The 19,013-nt window shown below is 65.2% G+C and carries 20 protein-coding genes; 14 read left to right on the top strand and 6 right to left on the bottom strand.

Features of this window, described 5'->3' with window-relative positions; translation table 11 throughout:
* The first annotated feature begins 39 nt into the window (after window positions 1-39).
* From ACTIFK_RS04360 to ACTIFK_RS04350, 3 genes are all read left to right on the top strand, one after another.
* Window positions 40-2,094 carry a pentapeptide repeat-containing protein gene (locus ACTIFK_RS04360; protein ID WP_439541821.1) on the top strand — a complete coding sequence of 685 codons (2,055 nt, stop codon included), beginning with the start codon at window positions 40-42 and terminating at the stop codon, window positions 2,092-2,094.
* A gap of 312 nt (window positions 2,095-2,406) precedes the next feature.
* Window positions 2,407-2,952, top strand: coding sequence for a single-stranded DNA-binding protein (locus ACTIFK_RS04355; protein WP_439541820.1), 546 nt, complete (start codon window positions 2,407-2,409; stop codon window positions 2,950-2,952).
* Between the two features lie 186 nt (window positions 2,953-3,138).
* Window positions 3,139-3,339 (top strand): hypothetical protein, encoded by a 201-nt coding sequence (locus ACTIFK_RS04350; protein WP_439541819.1) that lies wholly within the window; start codon window positions 3,139-3,141, stop codon window positions 3,337-3,339.
* A 137-nt stretch (window positions 3,340-3,476) separates the two neighbouring features.
* Here ACTIFK_RS04350 and ACTIFK_RS04345 read toward each other — a convergent pair whose 3' ends face one another.
* Together ACTIFK_RS04345 and ACTIFK_RS04340 are read right to left on the bottom strand one after the other, a co-directional pair.
* On the bottom strand, window positions 3,477-4,376 hold the full coding sequence (locus ACTIFK_RS04345) for a cation transporter (protein ID WP_439541818.1): 900 nt from the start codon (window positions 4,374-4,376) through the stop codon (window positions 3,477-3,479).
* Window positions 4,377-4,521: 145 nt separating this feature from the next.
* On the bottom strand, window positions 4,522-5,193 hold the full coding sequence (locus ACTIFK_RS04340) for a PRC-barrel domain-containing protein (protein WP_439541817.1): 672 nt from the start codon (window positions 5,191-5,193) through the stop codon (window positions 4,522-4,524).
* A 294-nt stretch (window positions 5,194-5,487) separates the two neighbouring features.
* Here ACTIFK_RS04340 and gyrA point away from each other — a divergent pair, with 294 nt between their 5' ends.
* From gyrA to ACTIFK_RS04325, 3 genes are all read left to right on the top strand, one after another.
* The gene (gene gyrA, locus ACTIFK_RS04335; protein ID WP_439541816.1) at window positions 5,488-8,253 is read left to right on the top strand and encodes a DNA gyrase subunit A; all 2,766 of its coding nucleotides are present in this window, start codon (window positions 5,488-5,490) and stop codon (window positions 8,251-8,253) included.
* A gap of 115 nt (window positions 8,254-8,368) precedes the next feature.
* Entirely contained in the window at window positions 8,369-8,941 is a 573-nt protein-coding gene (locus tag ACTIFK_RS04330; protein WP_439541815.1) for a biliverdin-producing heme oxygenase, read from the top strand.
* On the top strand, window positions 8,931-11,486 hold the full coding sequence (locus ACTIFK_RS04325) for an HWE histidine kinase domain-containing protein (RefSeq protein ID WP_439541814.1): 2,556 nt from the start codon (window positions 8,931-8,933) through the stop codon (window positions 11,484-11,486). Before ACTIFK_RS04330 ends, ACTIFK_RS04325 begins: the two co-directional genes overlap by 11 nt.
* 33 nt (window positions 11,487-11,519) lie before the next feature.
* Here ACTIFK_RS04325 and ACTIFK_RS04320 read toward each other — a convergent pair whose 3' ends face one another.
* Window positions 11,520-11,798: a hypothetical protein gene (locus ACTIFK_RS04320; protein ID WP_439541813.1), complete on the bottom strand. Its 279-nt coding sequence runs from the start codon at window positions 11,796-11,798 to the stop codon at window positions 11,520-11,522.
* A 71-nt stretch (window positions 11,799-11,869) separates the two neighbouring features.
* A complete protein-coding gene (locus tag ACTIFK_RS04315; RefSeq protein ID WP_439541812.1) occupies window positions 11,870-12,175 on the bottom strand; it encodes a hypothetical protein in 306 nt (101 codons plus the stop codon).
* A gap of 116 nt (window positions 12,176-12,291) precedes the next feature.
* Between ACTIFK_RS04315 and coaD the strand changes: the two genes are divergently transcribed.
* From coaD to ACTIFK_RS04290, 5 genes are all read left to right on the top strand, one after another.
* Window positions 12,292-12,801, top strand: a complete 510-nt coding sequence (gene coaD, locus ACTIFK_RS04310) for a pantetheine-phosphate adenylyltransferase (protein WP_439541811.1) — start codon at window positions 12,292-12,294, stop codon at window positions 12,799-12,801.
* A 261-nt stretch (window positions 12,802-13,062) separates the two neighbouring features.
* Window positions 13,063-13,551, top strand: a complete 489-nt coding sequence (locus tag ACTIFK_RS04305) for a peptidylprolyl isomerase (protein ID WP_439542072.1) — start codon at window positions 13,063-13,065, stop codon at window positions 13,549-13,551.
* Between the two features lie 94 nt (window positions 13,552-13,645).
* Entirely contained in the window at window positions 13,646-14,122 is a 477-nt protein-coding gene (locus ACTIFK_RS04300) for a peptidylprolyl isomerase (RefSeq protein WP_439541810.1), read from the top strand.
* 20 nt (window positions 14,123-14,142) lie between these two features.
* The gene (locus tag ACTIFK_RS04295; protein WP_439541809.1) at window positions 14,143-14,595 is read left to right on the top strand and encodes a DMT family transporter; all 453 of its coding nucleotides are present in this window, start codon (window positions 14,143-14,145) and stop codon (window positions 14,593-14,595) included.
* A gap of 39 nt (window positions 14,596-14,634) precedes the next feature.
* Window positions 14,635-15,012 carry a DUF423 domain-containing protein gene (locus ACTIFK_RS04290; RefSeq protein ID WP_439541808.1) on the top strand — a complete coding sequence of 126 codons (378 nt, stop codon included), beginning with the start codon at window positions 14,635-14,637 and terminating at the stop codon, window positions 15,010-15,012.
* Between the two features lie 199 nt (window positions 15,013-15,211).
* Here the strand turns inward: ACTIFK_RS04290 and ACTIFK_RS04285 are convergent, their stop codons facing one another.
* A complete protein-coding gene (locus ACTIFK_RS04285; RefSeq protein ID WP_439541807.1) occupies window positions 15,212-15,385 on the bottom strand; it encodes a hypothetical protein in 174 nt (57 codons plus the stop codon).
* A gap of 96 nt (window positions 15,386-15,481) precedes the next feature.
* Between ACTIFK_RS04285 and queA the strand changes: the two genes are divergently transcribed.
* Complete coding sequence (gene queA / locus ACTIFK_RS04280) at window positions 15,482-16,597, top strand: tRNA preQ1(34) S-adenosylmethionine ribosyltransferase-isomerase QueA (protein ID WP_439541806.1); 1,116 nt, start codon at window positions 15,482-15,484, stop codon at window positions 16,595-16,597.
* Here the strand turns inward: queA and ACTIFK_RS04275 are convergent.
* On the bottom strand, window positions 16,563-17,531 hold the full coding sequence (locus ACTIFK_RS04275; RefSeq protein ID WP_439541805.1) for a hypothetical protein: 969 nt from the start codon (window positions 17,529-17,531) through the stop codon (window positions 16,563-16,565). The two genes, queA and ACTIFK_RS04275, sit on opposite strands and share 35 nt — an antisense overlap.
* A gap of 162 nt (window positions 17,532-17,693) precedes the next feature.
* Here ACTIFK_RS04275 and ACTIFK_RS04270 point away from each other — a divergent pair, with 162 nt between their 5' ends.
* The gene (locus tag ACTIFK_RS04270; protein ID WP_439541804.1) at window positions 17,694-17,963 is read left to right on the top strand and encodes a hypothetical protein; all 270 of its coding nucleotides are present in this window, start codon (window positions 17,694-17,696) and stop codon (window positions 17,961-17,963) included.
* Window positions 17,956-19,013 (top strand): tRNA guanosine(34) transglycosylase Tgt (gene tgt / locus ACTIFK_RS04265; RefSeq protein WP_439541803.1); only part of this gene is annotated, 1,058 nt, incomplete at its 3' end. The genes ACTIFK_RS04270 and tgt, both read left to right, overlap by 8 nt.

Raw genomic sequence — 19,013 nt, 5'->3', positions numbered from 1 at the left:
CGCCATGTCAGTACCCGTACAGTATCGAGGGCTACCCGAATGACGGATTTGGCTCGTGGCGCGCCCGAGGGGGAAACGCCCGTCAACCCGTACAGCCTGCTCGAGGCGGTGAACCACTCGAGCGACACGGCCCACACGGGCTGGCTGATCTTCCTCGCCATCCTCGCCTATCTCGTCATCGCGGTGGCCGGCGTCACGCATAAGGATCTGCTGCTCGAGACGCCGGTCTCGCTGCCGATCCTCCAGGTCAACATCCAGCTCGCGCAGTTTTTCCAGTTCGCGCCCATCGTGCTCGTGCTGATGCACTTGGGGCTGGTCTCGCAACTGGCGCTGCTGGCGCGCGAAACTCTGGAGTTCGACTACGCGATCCGCCTGCTCGAGGCGACGGACCGGCGCACGCATCCGTTGCGGCTCGAGCTCAACAACTTCTTCTTCGTGCAGGCGATCGCGGGGCCCTATCGCAGCCGCGTGATGAGCGCGTTCCTGCACGGCATGACGTGGTTGACGCTGGCCGTACTGCCGGTGCTGCTGCTGCTCTACATCCAGGTCGTGTTTCTGCCCTATCACGACGAAGCCATCACGTGGACGCACCGCATCGCGCTGCTGGTCGATATCGCGATGCTGATTTCCATCGGCGTGTTCATGATGCGGGCGGAGACTTCGTTCGCGCAGGCCTTCATGCGCACGACGGCCTCGCATCCGGTGAGCTTCGTCGCGACGATCCTGGTGCTGCTGTTCGTGTGGGCGGTTTCGTTCTTCATCGCCACCATTCCCGGCGAACGGCTGGACCGCTTCGCGCAGCAGGTGCTCGGCTTCAACAACGAGGACGAGGCCGGGCAGGCGCCGCGCTATGTGGCCGGATACACCGTTCCCTTCCTGACGTTCGGCTCCGACGGGTCGCTGCTCGGGATGTTCAAGCGCAACCTCGTGGTGGTCGATACGGATCTCGTCGTCGACCGGGACCAGGCTCCGGGCGAACCCAGCCTTTCGCTCCGCGACCGCGATCTCCGTTTCGCGAAGCTCGACCGGTCCGACCTGCATCAGGCGGACTTGACCGGCAGCGATCTGCGCGGGGCCTCGCTGGTGGGGACCGATCTGCGGGGGAGCTGGCTGCAATGCGCCGACCCGACCCAACTCGTGATGACCGAAGACCGGGTGGCCGCGAACTGCACCACGGCGCGGCGGGCCGATTTCACGCGTGCGCGTCTCGAGGGCGCGAACATGACCGGCGCCGATCTGCGTGGGGCCAAGTTCGTCGACGCCAAACTCGACAACGCGACGCTGCCGTACGCGGTGCTGCAGGGGGCGAATTTTTCGTCGGCCCGGCTCGACAAGGCGGACATGACCGGGGGCGTGCAGGCGCAGGGCGCGAATTTCCTGATCGCCAACCTGCAGGGCGCCGACCTCACCGGGGCGAATCTCACGGGCGCGGATCTTTCGAGCGCCGATCTCACGGCGGCGGTGCTGGCCTACGCGCATCTCAACGCGGCCAACCTGCGCGACGCCAAGCTCGACGGCGCGGTGTTGTTCCGGGCTTCGCTGCGCGGGGCGGATCTTGTCGGCGCCAGCATGACGGGCGCAGACATGCGGGAGGCGAAGGTCTGGATGACCGTGCCGCCGCAGGCCGACCCGGAGGGCATCGCGGATTTGACCGGCCTCAAGATGGACGCCATCACGGACGCTGACGCGGCCGACTTCAAGGCGAGCCTCGAGAGGATCCAGAGCCGGCGCGCGAAAGCGCGGGTGAGCGAATTGATGCAGCCGCTGATGGCGGTGAGCGACGCGGCAGCATGGTCCTCTTCCGCGGATGCCGTCGTGTGGCAGGGACTTGTCGGCGCGGGCACGAACTCCGCGCCGGAGCAATATGGTCCCCGGATCACGGAGTTTCTCGTGCGGATGCAGTGCCGGCCGCGCTGGAGCAATGGCGCAGTGGCGACGGGCGTGGCGCGGCGCGCGCAACGGCAGGAGTTCCGGGGCGATCTGGTGGCCGTGTTCGACCGGCTCAAGGACGATGCGTGTGCGGCGTCGAAGACCGTCCTGCCCAAGGTGATGAAGGATCTCTCCGGCGCGGCCGACGCGGTGCGGGGCGGTTGAGCGGCTGTTGTGGTCAACGGCGAAATAGACTAGAACGGAACGGGAACTGCGCCGTCGCTTCGTCGTTTTGACATGTGATGGATGGCGAACAGGACGTCCGAACTTCGGCACCTAAACCCCGCGCACACGTGCGGGAAATTGAAAAAGGCTTGGATAAGCGCGGCACCGTTTGCCCGGCCACCCAGCGATGCGGGTAGGGTGCTGCAACTTGAGTCGCACGTCGCGGGCCGCTTGACCCCGCGCGGGAATGCGGCTGCCCATCGGCCAGGTCTGCCCGCGAGCGCCTGGCAACGCACAACAAGGAGACGCGACATGGCCGGTTCGGTCAACAAGGTGATCCTGGTCGGAAATCTGGGCAAGGACCCCGAGATCCGCCGCACGCAGGACGGACGTCCGATCGCGAACTTGCGGATCGCGACGAGCGAGTCCTGGAAGGACAAGAACAGCGGCGAGCGCAAGGAAAAGACCGAGTGGCACTCGGTCGTCATCTTCAACGAGAACCTCTGCAAGGTTGTCGAGCAGTACGTGAAGAAGGGCGCGAAGCTCTACATTGAGGGACAGCTTCAAACCCGCAAATGGCAGGACCAGCAGGGTAACGACCGTTACTCGACTGAGGTCGTTCTGCAGGGTTTCAATGGGACGCTTACGATGCTCGACGGACGTCAGGGCTCAGGCGGCGGCATGCAGGAAGGCCAGGCCGACTACGGCGGCGGCGGCGACTTCGGTGGCGGCAGCAGCGGCGGTGGCTTCGGCGGCGGCAGCAGCGAGACGAAACGCGCGCCGCGCAGCGGTGGCGGCGGCTCGAAGGGCGGCGGCGGCGGCATGGACAAGCCGTTTGACGACGAAATCCCGTTCTAGGATTTGCGCGCCGGATGCGGCGCCCCTCCCCGCTAGAGGGAGAGGGGGGCTTGGTGGATAATTAGAGGGGTAACCGGCGGGTGGCCCATAAAACGTTTGGAAACGAGGTCGCTCTCTCTCTCCCAGGACGGGGGAGGGAGCGTGGCGGCTCTAGGCAATCGTCTGATGTTTTCATAAAGTACGTCTATGAGCGAGCCAGATAACATCATACTGCGGTATCTCCGCGAGATTGATGCCAAGTTGGATTTGGTGCGTGCAGACGTTCACGATCTCAAGGTGCGGATGTCGCATGTCGAAGAGGGGATCGGCGGCATCAATAGGCGCATCGATCGGCTGGAAGCTCGGATGGATCGGTTGGAGAAGCGCTTCCAGATTGTGGATGCCTAGCGGCACTGGCGGACGATCACTCCGGCGCGCGTCCGGGTTTAGTCGGACGTCGTTCAAATTGAGAGGTTTGAAGGTGGCGTATCGCCACCCGAGCCGAGGGATGTCACCACCGCCTTCTCCTTCAGAACTATGAGAGACTAGCGCTTGCCCTTGTGGCGCTTGCGTTCCTTGCGGCTCAGGGGGCGGCCCGGATCCGAGGCGGGACCGCTCGTCGGGCGAGACGGGGCTTGAGTGCTGGGGGCGCTTCGCGCGGACGAGGTTGCAACAGAGTTTGCTCCGCGCGAGGGATCGCCGGTCGGCGCGTCCTCGATAAAGAACGGCGATTCGGTGTCCGCGGAGAGCCCGAGGCGGGTCTCCACATGCGTGCCGCCGATCAGCAGATTGCGAATTTCGAGCGACATGAATGCCGCGACGACGCCCAGCAGCAGGCCGATCGCGATGGCCGCATAACCGTCGGCCATCGGCACGGACAGCCAGTCCGAAATGGCGATGCCGGCACCCGCGATCATGACGCCGAGCAGTCCGGCCAGGCTTTCGATGGCGACCGTGCTCGCTGCCGGTTCTTGCGCGGCGCGCGCCGTCCCTGTCGTGCGCGGCACGGCCGGGGTGAGCTGCTTCACAGCCAGCCGCGCCGTCACCGCGTGCGCGATGAAGGCCGCTGCGAGCGCCGCATAGGCGATGTGGACGTATTTGTTAGGCAGCGGATCGGCGAGCTTGGCGACGCCGTCGTAGATGGCGATGCCGGCGCCGAGCGAGAACAGCAGCACCGCGACGCCAAAGCTCCAGAATGAGATTTCGTTGGCTTGCGTTCCGGCGGTGCGTGGTGACGGGTGACGCGCGGAGGTCGAGTTGCGCGCGGAGTGCGACAAGCCATAGAAAACCATGGCTTGGCTCGATGCGCCGATCAGGCACTGGATCGCAGTGGCCAGCAGCGCGGACGATCCCGACCATGCAGCGGTTGCAAACAGCGCGAACGTGAGCGCGATGTTGAAAGACATCGCGATGATCACGACGTTCGCCGTGTTTCCTGCTGCCAATTCGGTTCTCTCCCGCCGATGATGTTTCCGTGCCTTCGTGTTTAAGCGAGATTCACCCCCGCCGAAAGCTTGGATGTAAAAAAAGGCCCCATCTCTCGCCGGGGCGAGAGATGGGGCCTTCGCTAGATGCGACGTGTGCGAGGCTTTAGGGTGCCGGCGGCGTGGGAGTCGTCGGCTCGGCGGGCAGCGTCGGGTTGGCGGGCGGCGTATCAGCAGGCGGCGCTGGTGCGGTTGGCGTGGTGGTGCCGACAGCTTCCTTGGCCGAGTCGATGGCGCCGGAGACGGCTTCCTTCGCCTTCTCGAGTGCGGGGCCGGCAGCCTTCTTGGCGGCGTCGAGGGCTTCCTGTGCCTTCTGCTTCGCATCGTCAATCTGCGGCTTGGACTTGTCCGAGAACTCGTCGACCTTTTCCTTGGCGCGGTCGAACAGCGACTTGGCGGGCTTCTTGCGCTGGAACTCCGGCGCGGAATCGATGGTGGCCTTGGTCAGATCGGGCAGCGACACGAACATCGTGCCGTCCTTCTCTTCGAACTTCAGCGAGTCGAGGCTGACGCCGACCTTCTTCTCGGACCAGCCGAGATAGCCGCCGGTGCCCATCACGACGCCGACGACCTGGTTCTGGTCATTGACGATCAGGTCTTCGACGTCGCCGACGATGGTGCCTTCGGCACCGTGCACCTTGGCGCCGATCAGGTGGTCCTTGGCGAGGTACTCGCTCTCGGATTGCGCCGGCACGAACGTGGTGTCCGCCCGTGCGAGCGAGGCCGCGAGGGGGGCGGCCGCGAGAAGGCCGGCGGCTAGAAGCGAGAGATGTTTCATGGGGTCAATTTTCCCTGGAGGTGAAGAAAGCGCACTAAGACGTGGGAGGTACCGCGAATCTTTCAAGCGCGTTCCATCACCCAACCGCGACTTTTTGGCCGGTTCGCGGCAGAGCCTGCGCCGTACACAGGCATATTCCCGACGAAAGGTGCCGAAAACCCAGTGACATAAGCCCCCAAGAGGTGCTGGCGCATTGCGGTTGGGGGGTGTGTCCGGCTAAACTCGGGGCGACGACTAACCGTGCCCGCAGAATGGTCGCTTTCGCGCCGTTGCAGGCTTCTCAGGACATCAGCTTTGAACGCACCCACTGACCGGCCCGGCGCCTCGGGGCCGAGCGACATCCGCCCCATTCTCATCCAAGACGAGATGAAGCGCTCGTACCTCGAGTACGCGATGAGCGTGATCATCTCGCGCGCGCTGCCCGACGTGCGCGACGGCCTGAAGCCCGTGCACCGGCGCATCCTGTACGCGGTGCAGCGCCTCGGGCTCGACTGGAACAAGAAGCACATGAAGTCGTCCAAGGTGGTGGGCGACACGATGGGCGATTTCCATCCGCACGGAAACCTGGCGATCTACGACGCGCTCGTGCGCCTCGCGCAGGACTTCTCCATGCGCGTGCCGCTGATCGACGGGCAGGGCAACTTCGGCTCGGTGGACGGCGACCCGCCGGCGGCCGAACGCTACACCGAGGCCCGGCTCGCCAAGATCGCGCAGTATCTGCTCGACGACCTCGACAAGGAAACCGTCGACTTCAAGGCCAACTACGACGACCGCCTGCTCGAGCCGGTGGTGCTGCCGGCGAAGTTCCCGAACCTGCTCGTCAACGGCGCCGGCGGCATCGCCGTCGGCATGGCGACGAACATTCCGCCGCACAACCTCGGCGAAGTCATCGACGCCTGCATGCTGATGCTGGAAAATCCGGAGACGACGGTCGAGGATCTGACCCAGATCATCCAGGGTCCGGATTTCCCGACCGGCGGCCTGATCCTCGGGCGGCAGGGTGCGCTGGCGGCCTACCATAAGGGCCGCGGCTCGATCATCATGCGCGCCAAGGTCGAAGTGGAGGAGATCCGCAAGGACCGCGAAGCGCTCGTCGTCACCGCCATCCCGTACCAGGTGAACAAGAAGACGCTGATCGAGAAGATCGCCGACCTCGTGCGCGAAAAGCGCGTCGAGGGCATCTCCGACATCTGGGACGAGACCAACCGCGAAGGCATGCGGATCGTCATCGAGCTCAAGCGCGATGCGATCGCCGACGTGGTGCTCAATCAGCTGTGGCGCTACTCGGACCTGCAGACGACGTTCGGCGCCAACATGCTGGCGATCAACGGCGGCAAGCCCGAACAGCTCAACTTGCGCGATTTCATCGAGGCGTTCACGTCGTTCCGCCAGGTGGTGGTGACGCGGCGGACGCGGCACCTGCTCACGAAGGCGCGCGACCGGGCCCACGTTTTGGTCGGTCTCGCCATCGCGGTCGCCAACATCGACGAAGTCATCCGGCTGATCCGCACCTCGCCGTCTCCGGCCGAGGCCAAGGCGCAATTGATGGAACGCTTCTGGCCGGCCAAGGACATGGCGCCGCTGATCGAGCTGATCGCGGATCCGCGGCACAAACTTACGGCGGACGGTGACTACAAGCTTTCCGAAGAGCAGGCCAAGGCGATCCTCGAACTCCGGCTCGCACGCCTGACGGCGCTGGGCCGCGACGAAATCGGCGACGAGCTGAAGAAGATCGCCGAGGAGATCAAGGACTATCTCGCGATCCTATCGTCGCGTGTCCGCATCATCGACATCATCAAGGGCGAGCTGTCGCAGATCCGGGCCGAGTTCGCGACGCCGCGCAAGACAGAGATCGTCGATCTCGAAGGCGAGCTCGAGGACGAGGACCTGATCCAGCGCGAGGACGTGGTCGTCACGGTCTCGCACAAGGGCTACATCAAGCGCGTGCCGCTCTCGACCTATCGCGCACAACGGCGCGGCGGCAAGGGCCGCTCCGGTATGTCGACGCGCGACGAGGACTTCGTCACCCAGATTTTCATCACGTCGACGCATACGCCCGTGCTGTTCTTCTCGTCGCGCGGCATGTGCTACCGCATGAAGGTGTGGCGTCTGCCTGCGGCCACGCCGCAGGCGTCCGGCAAGGCGCTGATCAATTTGCTGCCGCTGGCGCAAGGCGAAGTCATCACGTCGATCCTGCCGCTGCCGGAAGACACGTCCACCTGGGCCAACCTCGAGTTGATTTTCGCCACCAAGAGCGGCGGCGTGCGCCGCAACGCGCTCACGGATTTCGAGAGCATCAACCGCAACGGCAAGATCGCGATGAAGTTCGACGCCGAGGAGGGTGGCGAGACAGACCGCATCGTTTCGGTCGCGATCGCGTCTCCCGAGAACGACGTGCTGCTCACGACTGCCCAAGGGCGGTGCATCCGCTTCCTCATCAAGGACGAGGTGCGTCTCTTCAAGGGCCGCGACTCATCGGGCGTGCGCGGCATCCGTCTGGACGACGGCGATGAAGTGATCTCGATGGCGATCCTCACGCACGTCGAGGCGCTGCCGGCCGAGCGCGTCGCCTATCTCAAGCAGGCGGCGCAGATCCGCCGCAGCGAGGGCGGCGAGGAGACCGAAGCGGTCGAGGCGGTGGAGCCAGACATCGAGGAGGGTGAGGACGCTACGGCCGAGCTGTCTCCCGAGCGGTACGCGGAGCTTTCCGCCAAGGAGCAGACCGTGCTTACGGTGTCGGAGCGCGGCTTCGGCAAACGGACGTCATCGTACGAATATCGGACCAGCGGGCGCGGCGGCAAAGGCATCGTCGCCATGGTTGTCAACGAGCGCAACGGCAACCTGAGAGCGTCGTTCCCCGTCGAGGGGTCGGACCAGATCATGCTGGTGACGGACGGCGGGCAGCTGATCCGCTGCCCAATCAACGATGTCCGGATCGCGGGGCGCAACACGCAGGGCGTGCGCATCTTCAAGACGGATGCCGAGGAGCGGGTCGTTTCGGTCGAGCGCATCCCGGACGACGGGTCGGAGGTCGATGCTGCAGAGCCGGAGGCCGGCTAGCGGTCTCTGGATCGGGTGGGCGGCCGCCCGGGCGGCCGCTGCGGCTCGTCTGCTTTTGGCGGCCGTCACGATTTGCGGTCTTTTCTTGCGGGCAACGCGTGGGCGGGTATAGCTCTTGACCATGACGCCGACGGAAAATTGCTCGCGCCGCAGCGCCTTGCGTTCGGAGACGGCGAAGCAGCACGCCGATCTCGAGACCGTCGTCGGCGCCTTGGGCTCGCGCGCGTCCTACGTTCGCTACCTGCGCGGGATGCATGCCTTCAGGGCCCCGTACGAATCCGCGCTTTCGAGTCTCGATTGGCCGGCCTTGTTCGGGGATTGGCGGCCGACCCTGATCGCGCAAAGCCTCCACGATGACCTGGGCGACGTTGGCGCGGCACCGCTCGAAGCGGTGCGCCCCATTGGCGGGATGGACCGGAGCGGTGCTTTCGGGGTGCTGTACGTGCTCGAAGGCTCCTCGCTCGGCGCCCGGCTGCTTTACCGCGACGCCCAGAAGCTGGGGCTGACCGCCACCTTCGGCGCGCGCCATCTCGCCCAGCAGGCAGCCGGGTTTGAAACCTGGCGGGGGTTTCAGGCGTTGCTTGAAACGGCCGAGGGGCTTGAACTGCGCGCCGCCGTTTCGGCGGCCAACGCGGTTTTCGAGGCGGCAAAGCTTTCCTTTCTCAAAGCGGACGACGATGAGGCGTGACGCGGTAAACCTGACGAACTGCGATCGCGAGCCGATCCACGTTCCCGGCAGCATTCAGCCGCATGGCTGTCTCGTGGCCCTCGACGCTGAATTCCGCAGCATCCGCCGTCATTCCACAAACGCGTCCGAATACCTCTCCTGCGGTGACCTCATTGGCCTCAAGTTCGAGGAGGTGTTCGGCAACCGGGGCGCGCACGATCTCAGAAACGCGCTCGCCGCCACGCCCGAGGGGTCGCGCCCCGCCCTGGTGATGGGACTGCAGAACGACGCGGGCCAAGTGTTCGACGTTGCCGTACATCGATGGAAGGGCAACGCGATCGTCGAACTCGAGCGGTCGCCGAACGGCCGGCAGGGAAAACCGCTCGAACTCGTGCGGACGCTGATCAACCGTCTCAAGCCGCTGCAGGCCGTCGACGATGTGATCCGGCAATCGCCAAGGCTGCTCCGCGCGCTGCTCTCCTACGACCGGGTCATGATCTACCAGTTTGCGGCCGATGGGTCGGGCCAGGTGATGGCTGAAAGCAAGAGGACCGATCTCGAAAGCTTCCTTGGGCAGCATTTTCCGGCGAGCGATATTCCGCGGCAGGCGCGCGAACTCTACATCAAGAACACCATTCGGGTGATCTCGGATGCGGGTGGTGCGCGTGTGCCCATCGAACCGGAACTCGACGATCTGGGCGAGCCGCTCGATCTCAGTTTTGCGCATCTGCGCAGCGTTTCACCGATCCACTGCGAATATCTCCGCAACATGGGCGTGGCGGCGTCGATGTCGATTTCCATTATTGTCGGCGGAGAGCTGTGGGGCCTGATCGCGTGTCATCATTACACGCCTCGCGCGCTGGCGATGGCGGACCGGGTCGGTGCGGAAATGTTCGGCGACTTTTTCTCGCTGCACCTCGAGGCGCTCATCCAGAAGTCGAAGCTCGATGCCGCGAGGATGACCCGCAGAGCGCTCGACGGCGTGCTGCGCGACGTCATTCACCACGAAGACATCACCGCGTTTTTGAAAAGCCGCGTCTCGATTTTTTCGAACCTCATTCCTTCCGACGGGGTCGGGTTGTGGATCGATGGAGATTGGGCGCCGCACGGGTCGGTGCCACCCGCGAGCGAAATTGCGACGCTGGCAAGCGCGATCGGCGCTCTCAGCGACGGAAAGGTGTGGGCGACGTCCGGCCTTTCCGCGCATGTGCCGAGCGCGTCAGGATATCGAGCCGCTGTCTCCGGCGTGCTGGCCGTGCCGATTTCGCATATGCCGAGGGATTATCTCCTGTTCTTCCGTAAGGAGATGATCGAGACCGTCGCGTGGGCCGGCAATCCGGATAAGGTCTACCAAACGGGGCCGCATGGTGAGCGGCTGACGCCGCGACAAAGCTTCGCCATCTGGAAGGAAACGGTCGAGTGCAGGTCGCGCCCGTGGTCGGAGACGGATCGCGATTGCGCGGATGCCGTGCGGACGGCGCTGTTGGAAGTGGTCATGCGCCAGACGGAGCTGGTGGCCGAAGAGCGGCGCAAGGCTGACTTGCGCCATAAGATGCTCAACGAAGAATTGAACCATCGCGTCAAGAACATCCTGGCGCTCATCAAGTCGCTCGTTTCGCAACCGGTCGATGGCAGCCGGAGCCTCGAGGAGTACGTCAACTCGCTCAAAGGCCGCATCATGGCGTTGGCGTTCGCGCACGATCAGGTCATCCGGAGCGACAGCGGTGGGAATCTGAAGGACCTGCTCGACGCGGAGCTGACGCCGTATTCCGGTGGCGCGACAGTCGTCGAACTCGAGGGGTCGGATATCGGGCTCGACTCCCGTGCCTACTCGGTCATGGCACTGGTGTTTCACGAGCTTGCGACAAACGCTGCGAAATACGGCGCGCTCTCGTCGGAGAGCGGCCGCCTCACGGTGCGCTGGTCGATCACGGCGGATCGGGGATGCGAGGTGCTCTGGACAGAAGAGGGCGGGCCTCTCGTCGGGAAGCCCTTGCGCAGCGGCTTCGGGATGGTGCTTGTGGACCGCAGCGTGCCGTTCGATCTTGGCGGCGAAAGCGAGCTGACGTTTCATCCTTCCGGCGTTTCCGCGCGTTTTCTTATTCCAATCAAGTTCGTCACTTATGTCGCTTCGCGGCGCCGCGCGGACAGCGTGATCACGTCTGCGCCGGCCACGTGCGACGGCATTGCGGGACTTAAGGTGCTCGTGCTCGAAGATCAGCTCGTCATTGCCATCGACGTGGAAACGATGCTTGCCGAACACGGCGCTGTCGCTGAGACGGCGGCGACGGCGCCCGAGGCGATGGGGGTGCTGGCACGCGGCCCGCCGGACGCTGCGGTGCTCGACGTGCATCTCGGCATGGAGAACTCGTTCGCGGTCGCCGACGAGCTGTTGCGCCGGAAAATTCCGTTCGTGTTCGCGACGGGATTTGGCGACGATACCATTATACCCGACCACCTGCGGGCGGTGCCGGTGGTCCGCAAGCCCTACTCGGCAAAGGCGCTCGCCGAGCGGCTGGGACAAGCGGTGTCGGCGGCTTCGGGCGTGCGGGATACCAATTCCTAAACTGCGGATGCGGGCGAGGCGGGGCGTCGGCTGCTAGTCGCCGCACGCTCCGGCCTGGTCGCCGTCCTGGCAAATGCAAAACGACGGGTCGATCTCATCATTCTTGGCCGCGTGCTTGGCGCAGATCTCCTTTGCCTTGTCCCATTCGGCTTGAGAGACGCAGAGATTGCCACCTTCTTCCCGATCGTCCGGTACGGAGACCTGGCCTGCGGCGCACACGATATCTTTTGCGTTCGCGGGAGGTGACGCGGCGATCAAGACCAACGCTGCCAAAGCGGGAAGTCCAAGTGCGAGTGCGAGGCGGCGGGCCATGAACGTCTCTCCGTGTTGCGATGTTCGGTATAACAAATTGGGCGGCGGGTGGCCGCCGCTTGGGCGCCGGGTCAGCTCTTGCACACCTGGGCAGAGGCGCGGCAGGTCCAGAGGGCGCCGTCGCTCGAGCACTTGTAGACCGGCTTCGAGAAGGTGTCGGTCTCGAAGGGCCAGTTGCCCGTGACCTGGCGGATGATCAGAAACGCCTCGTACTCCGCGAAATCGCGCGTGATGCCGGTGGCCGAGCCATGCTTGGTGACGCAGCTGGCTGGCTTCGCCTCGGCTGGCGCGACCATGGCCGGCACCATTAGGACCAGCGCGGCGAAGGCCGTCACGGCGGGAACGGAAACTTTCATCAAAGTGTTACGTGCAGCCATCTGCTCCTCCCAGCTATCGTTGCATGAGCTACTATGACGCGGGAGGCGCGTTCCGCCAACCGGAGGGGCAGCGGCGGAATGTTGAATTTGGCGGGCGCACCCGGCTAGAGTGACCCATGACCAGGACCGGATTCTACTCAGGATCGTTCGATCCCGTGACGCACGGCCATACCGACATCATCGAGCGGGCGAGCCGTCTCGTCGACCGACTCGTGATCGGCATCGGCATCCATCCTTCCAAGGCGCCGCTGTTCGACAACGACGAGCGCGTCGAGATGCTGGAGGGCGAGACCCGTGCGATCGCGGCTTCGGCCGGCATTCCGATCGAGATCGTCACGTTCTCCGACCTTGCCGTGTCGGCCGCCCAGAGGGCCAGCGCGAGCGTCATCTTTCGCGGCCTGCGCGACGGCACCGATTTCGACTACGAAATGCAGATGGCGAACATGAACGGGCAGATGATCCCGTCCGTGCAGACGGTGTTTGTGGCGGCGTCGCCCGAAGTCCGGCATATCGCGGCCAATCTCGTGCGCCAAATCGCCGTGCTGGGCGGAGACGTGACGCCGTTCGTGTCCAAGGGCGTGGCGCTTAGGCTCGCGAACAAGGCCAAACGGGACAGTCCCGTCTAAAACCGCCTAGGTCCCCGGGCAGGTTGCCGGGCGCGGGTGTGTCGGTTGCCCGGGACGGGCGGGCGGGCCATAAGGGCGAAATGGCGGCTCGCGAAGCCGCCGCGATAAAAAGACACGATATAGGACAAGGGAGCGCGCATGCGATCGATCGAGATTCTGGCCTCGCTGGCGATGGCATTCTGCCTCGCAGGATGCGGCGGCAGCAACAGCGCTCCCCAGATCGGCCAGGTTCCCGCCGCCAACGCAGCCGGCGCCGGCAGCATGGTGACGACGGGCGCGACGGCCGACGATCCTTCGAACACGGTGATCATGGAGCTCAAGACCGGCAAGGTCACGATCCGTCTCCGGCCCGACCTCGCGCCCAAGCACGTCGAGCGCGTGAAGATGCTGGTCAACGAAGGCTTCTACAACGGCCTCAAGTTTCACCGGGTGATCCCGGGCTTCATGGCGCAGACGGGCGATCCGCAGGGTACCGGCGGCGGCGGCTCGAAGTATCCGAGCCTCAAAGCCGAATTCTCGGGCCAGGCGTTCGAGCGCGGTACGCTGGGCGCGGCCCGCACGGGCGATCCCGACAGCGCCAACAGCCAGTTCTTCATTACGTTCGCGCACGCGCCGCATCTCAACGGGCAGTACACCGTGTTCGGGCAAGTCGTCGACGGCATGCAGCATGTCGATCAGATCGCGAAAGGCGAACCGCCGCCAAGGCCGGACGTCATCGTGAAGATGTACATGGCGAACGGCGCACCCTGAGCGCGCGTTCGCGCACCTGACTTCACGTCCTGGCGGCGGAGCCTCGGCACCGGTCGCCGTCCTTTTCCATTCAACATCCACTGGAGCTTTTTCAATGGCCGATATCGCAGATGCCGAAAACACCCTGATCATCGAGACGACGCAGGGCAGCGTCGTGATCGCATTGCGCCCGGATCTGGCGCCCAACCACGTGGCGCGCATCAAGCAGCTCGCGCGCGAAGGGTTCTATGACGGCGTCGTGTTCCATCGCGTGATCGACGGCTTCATGGCGCAGACGGGATGCCCGCACGGCAGCGGCACCGGCGGCTCGAAGCTTCCGAACCTCAAGGCCGAATTCAATGCCGAGCCGCATGTGCGTGGCGTGTGCTCGATGGCGCGCTCATCGTCGCCCGACAGCGCCAACAGCCAGTTCTTCATCGTGTTCGACGACGCCTCGTTCCTCGACAAGAAGTACACGGTGTGGGGTAAGGTGATCGAAGGCATGGACAACGTCGACAAGATCAAGCGCGGCGAGCCGGTGCAGAACCCGGATAAGATGGTGTCGGTGAAGGTCGCTGCCGACGCGGCGTGATCGCCGGGATGGGAAAGCTCATGTCACTGCAAGCTCTCGGGCTCGCCGCGCTGGCCTTTCTGGCCGGCGCCATGATCTCCGTGCAGGCGCCACTCAACGCCATCGCCGCGTCACGGCTCGGTCATCCCTTGGGCGCGGCGACGCTGTCCTTCGTGGTCGGCGCGCTCTGCCTGCTCGCAGTGACGCTCGTGGTTGCGCGCGGACAAGTGGCCTGGGGTGAAGCCGCTTCGCTTCCGCCGCTCCTGTATCTCGGCGGCGTGCTGGGCGCGATTTTTGTCACCATCACCATCGTGTTGACGCCGACGCTCGGCATTGGAGCCGTGATCGCGCTGGCGATCGCGGGGCAGGTGGTCGCCGGGCTGGCGCTCGATCATTTCGGGATGTTCGGCCTGGCGGTGCGGGAGGTCACACTCGGGCGTGGTATCGGGGCGGCGCTCGCCTTCGTGGGCGCGCTGATGGTGCGCTATCTATAAGTTCACTCCGCTGGAAGGCGGCGAAACAGTGAGGCGACGATGACGGCAGGATCGTGGGCGCTTTGGAATGTCGGGATCGGAGCGCTGATGGGCGCGGTAGGCGTGGCGCTGGCGGCCGTCGCCGCGCATCGAACGGCTGATCCGTCGCTGGCGACGGCGGCGTTGTTTCTGATCCTGCATGGGGTCGGCGCCGTGGCGCTGACGGCGATTGCGGGCGGGACGCCGTGGCCCTCGGTGCTGCTCGGCGCCGCATCGCTGATGCTCGTGGCGGTGGCGCTGTTTTCGGGCGACGTCAGCTCGCGGGTGCTGCTCGGCGACCGGCTGTTTCCGATGGCGGCGCCGGCGGGGGGAAGCCTGCTGATCGCGTCCTGGCTGATTGCGGCCGTGGCCTCCATCGCGGCGGCGATCAGGGGCTAGCGGCTCACGCGGTTCGAACCTTCGCGCGGTTCTGTTGCCGCTCACATGCGATTCTTCCGCCCCTCACCATCTCTTTCTGCCCCTCACCCTGACCCTCTCGTCATGGCGGAGCCATGCTCCGCATGGACGTGAGAACGGGAGAGGGGAAGAGCTTGCTCACCCCGCGTTTCCCGTAAGGACGGGGGAGGGGAAGAGATGTTCAGGCCCACTTCGGCGGCTGTTCGGAGCCGGGGGGAGGTTCGATCCTGGGTTCGGGCGGATGATCGTCCGGCGGAGGCACAGGGGCTTCGGTCGGGTCATGGCGGACCGGTTCGGGCGGCGTGTGCGGATCGGGGTCGGTCGGCTGCCGTTTCGGCTTGTTCGGATCGGACACTGCGGCGCTCCACGGTCGGACAAAGGGTGCGCTGAATAAACGCTGCCTTGTCGCGGGGGTTCCTGAGACCGGTCGATTGGGGCTATGAGAGCCGCCATGCGAACCGACCTTTTCGAGTTTGATCTTCCCGAAGACCGTATTGCGCTGCATCCGGCCGAGCCCCGCGACAGTGCTCGCATGCTGGTGGTCGATCCGATGCGCTCGCCTGCCTTTCAGGACCGGGTGGTGCGGGACCTCGCGGACCTGCTCAGGCCGGGCGACGCGATGGTGTTCAACGATACGCGCGTGATCCCGGCGGCTCTCGACGGCGTGCGGGTGCGCAGCGGGGTCGCCTCGCGCGTGTCGTTCAATCTGCTGCGGCGCGTGGACGACTGCCGCTGGCGCGCGCTGGCGCGTCCCGCCAAGCGGCTGGTCGTGGGCGACCGGCTGAGGTTCGGCGCGGAGACGGACACGGCCTGCCTCATGTCCGCGCTCGAAGCGACCGTGTCTGACAAGCTCGACGCGGGCGAAGTCGAGTTGGCGTTTGACTTATCGGGGCCCGATCTCGATTTGGCGATCCAGGGTGTCGGGTCGATGCCGCTGCCGCCCTATATCGCCGGGCGGCGCGCGCCCGATGCGCGCGACCGCGACACCTATCAGACGATCTATGCCGCGCGCGAAGGCGCGGTGGCGGCGCCCACGGCGGGGCTGCATTTCACGCCGGACCTCTTTGCTGCGCTCGATGCGCGCGGGATTTCGCGGCATTTCGTGACGCTGCATGTGGGGGCCGGCACGTTTCTCCCCGTCAAGGCGGACGATACGGCCGACCACAAGATGCATTCCGAGTGGGGCGAGGTTTCGGCTGCGACCGCGGATGCGCTCAATGCGGTGCGGGCGCGCGGCGGGCGGATCGTGGCGGCAGGGACCACGTCGCTGCGCATCCTTGAAAGCGCCGCGTCGCTAGACGGCCGCGTTCTTGCCTTCGCGGGCGACACCGCGATCTTCATTACGCCGGGCTATCGCTTCCGCGCCGTCGACGTGCTGATGACCAATTTCCATCTGCCGCGCTCGACGCTGTTCATGCTCGTGTCGGCCTTCTCGGGGCTCGAGACGATGAAGGCGGCCTATGCGCACGCGGTTGCGTCGGGGTATCGGTTCTACTCGTACGGCGATGCGTCGCTGCTGTTCCGGGCGGAGCCTACAGGGGAGGCGTCTGCTTCGGCGCCGCTGTGATGGCCTTCCGGACTTGCGCCAGCTTGGCCGTGTCGTCGAACGTCGCGCGCCCATCAGCGGCGGCGATGCCGAGGTCGCGCCAGATGCCGGCAAGGTCCGCGGCGGCCGGTTGCGCGCGTGACTTCTCGTACAGGTCGGACAGAACGGACGTGCCGGTCGCGGCGTCTCCAACCTCCAACACGCGTTCGATCGGCCAATCCTGCTCGTGGTTGCCGCCCTTGGCGAGTATGCCGCGAAGCGCGTCCTGAAGTCCGAGCCTGTTGTCCGTGCGCTTGCGTATTTCGACATCGGCTTCGAGACAGAAAATGGCCCCGCCCCAGTAGGTGCGTCCCCAGGTCGGCGTGAAGTCGAGACCACGATCGCCGCTTTCCGGAAGGCCCTTGGGCATATCGCGCGCAAACTCGCCCCAGATCTTCGTTGCGGGCAGGTCGCCGGTCTGTGCGCGCGCGATGGACTCGACATACACCGCTACTCCCTCGGCCAGCCAAAGGTGTTGCTGGTCGACATCCGGGAGCGCGAGATGCACCATTTCGTGCACGGCCTTCCAATCGCGAACGAGGCTCTCCTTGGTGCTGTCGCTGCCGACCATCAGCCGGATCGCGGCGCCACGATAGCCGAAGGCCTGTCCACCGTTCACCCCGGCCCCGTCGACCGGGACGATGAGGATGCGAGCCCGGTCGACCGGGAAACGTCCGTAGTAAACGGCGACGGCGCGGGCCGATTTCGCGATCCACTCCAGGATCTCTTGATGGGGCAGCGCAAGCTTGCCAGGAGCGAATGCAACGTCGAGGCGGGCCTTGCCGATATTGATGGGGTTCGCGGGGAGACGGTCGAACGCGTCATAGGGCATGCGCGTCCCGGTAAACGATTGCGCGAGCGCGGGCGGGGAGAGTGCGGCGAGGAAAGCAAGACCCAAAAAGCGGAGATTTCGCATGACGGCCCGCTTTCCTGTGAACCCTCATCTAGCTGGGGATGGGCGGGGGCGTGTTCAAGCGACGCACGTGCGCTATCCGGTCTGCTCTATTCGTTCCGCCCTATCCGGGCGCGTCTCAATCTGCCATATCGGCGGCCATGAAGCTGTTTCAGGAGGCAGATCATGGATGACGATCTGGAGGCGATGGACCGGGCGGGACTGATCGCCGAGGTGCGCAAGCTGCGTGCCGGAATTCGCGAGCATCGCGACAGCACGGGCCACGATCTCTGCTGGCATCATCCTGCGCTCTGGGGACTGCTGCCGGAGAAAACCGATCCCGCCATCGCCGTTCCGCCCTGGGAGAAATTCATGCGCGGGTGCATTCGCTATCGCGCCTCCCTCGACGCACAAGCGCCAGGCGCGCCCACTCACGACAAGGACTACAATGACTGACAGCACGACATTTCACTATCGCTCGCTCGGGCGCGACGGCCTGGCGCGGCGCGGCGAAATCGTGACGCCGCGCGGCGTCATCCGCACGCCGGCGTTCATGCCGGTCGGGACGGTCGCGACCGTCAAGGCGCTCTATCCGGAACAGGTTCGCGATGCCGGCGCCGATATTCTGCTCGGAAATACCTATCACCTCATGCTGCGGCCGGGCGCGGAGCGGGTCGCCAAGCTCGGCGGTCTGCACACCTTCATGCGCTGGGACAAACCGATCCTGACGGACTCCGGCGGCTTCCAGGTCATGAGCCTGTCGAAGATCCGGAAGATCACCGAGGACGGCGCGATGTTCCAGTCGCACATCGACGGATCGCGGCACATGCTGACGCCGGAACGATCTATCGAGATCCAGTGCCTGCTGGGCTCCGACATCCAGATGCAGTTCGACGAGTGCATCGAGCTCCCCGCCGAGCGCAAAGAAGTCGAGCGCGCGATGGAGTTGTCGTTGCGCTGGGCCGAGCGGTCGCGGAACGCGTTCCTGGCGCAACGGGCGAGCGGGGGCGCGGGGCCGGGACAAGCGCTGTTCGGCATCGTGCAGGGCGGCACCGACGAAGCGCTGAGGCGGCGCTCGGCAGAGGCGCTGGTGGCCATGGATCTCCAGGGCTATGCGGTCGGTGGGCTTGCGGTGGGCGAGGGGCACGAGTTGATGCTCGCCACGCTCGATGCGACGCTGCCGTTTCTTCCGCAGGAGAAGCCGCGCTACCTGATGGGCGTCGGCACGCCGCTCGATCTGATCGAAGCGGTGCGTCGCGGCATCGACATGTTCGATTGCGTTCTGCCGACCCGCAACGGCCGGCATGGGCTCGCCTACACGTGGGCCGGACCGGTGAACCTGCGCAATGCGGTACATGCCGACGATCCGGCGCCGCTCGATATGCGGAGCACGTGTCCGGCGGCGCGCGAGTATTCACGCGCGTACCTGCACCACCTGATGCGGTCGGGAGAATATCTGGGCGCGATGATCCTGTCGTGGATCAACACCGTGTTCTACCAGGACCT

Source organism: Hyphomicrobium sp. (assembly GCF_051860585.1).
Classification (GTDB): domain Bacteria; phylum Pseudomonadota; class Alphaproteobacteria; order Rhizobiales; family Hyphomicrobiaceae; genus Hyphomicrobium_C.
The sequence above is the reverse complement of the archived record's forward strand: the minus strand, read 5'-3'. Positions and strand labels throughout refer to the sequence as shown.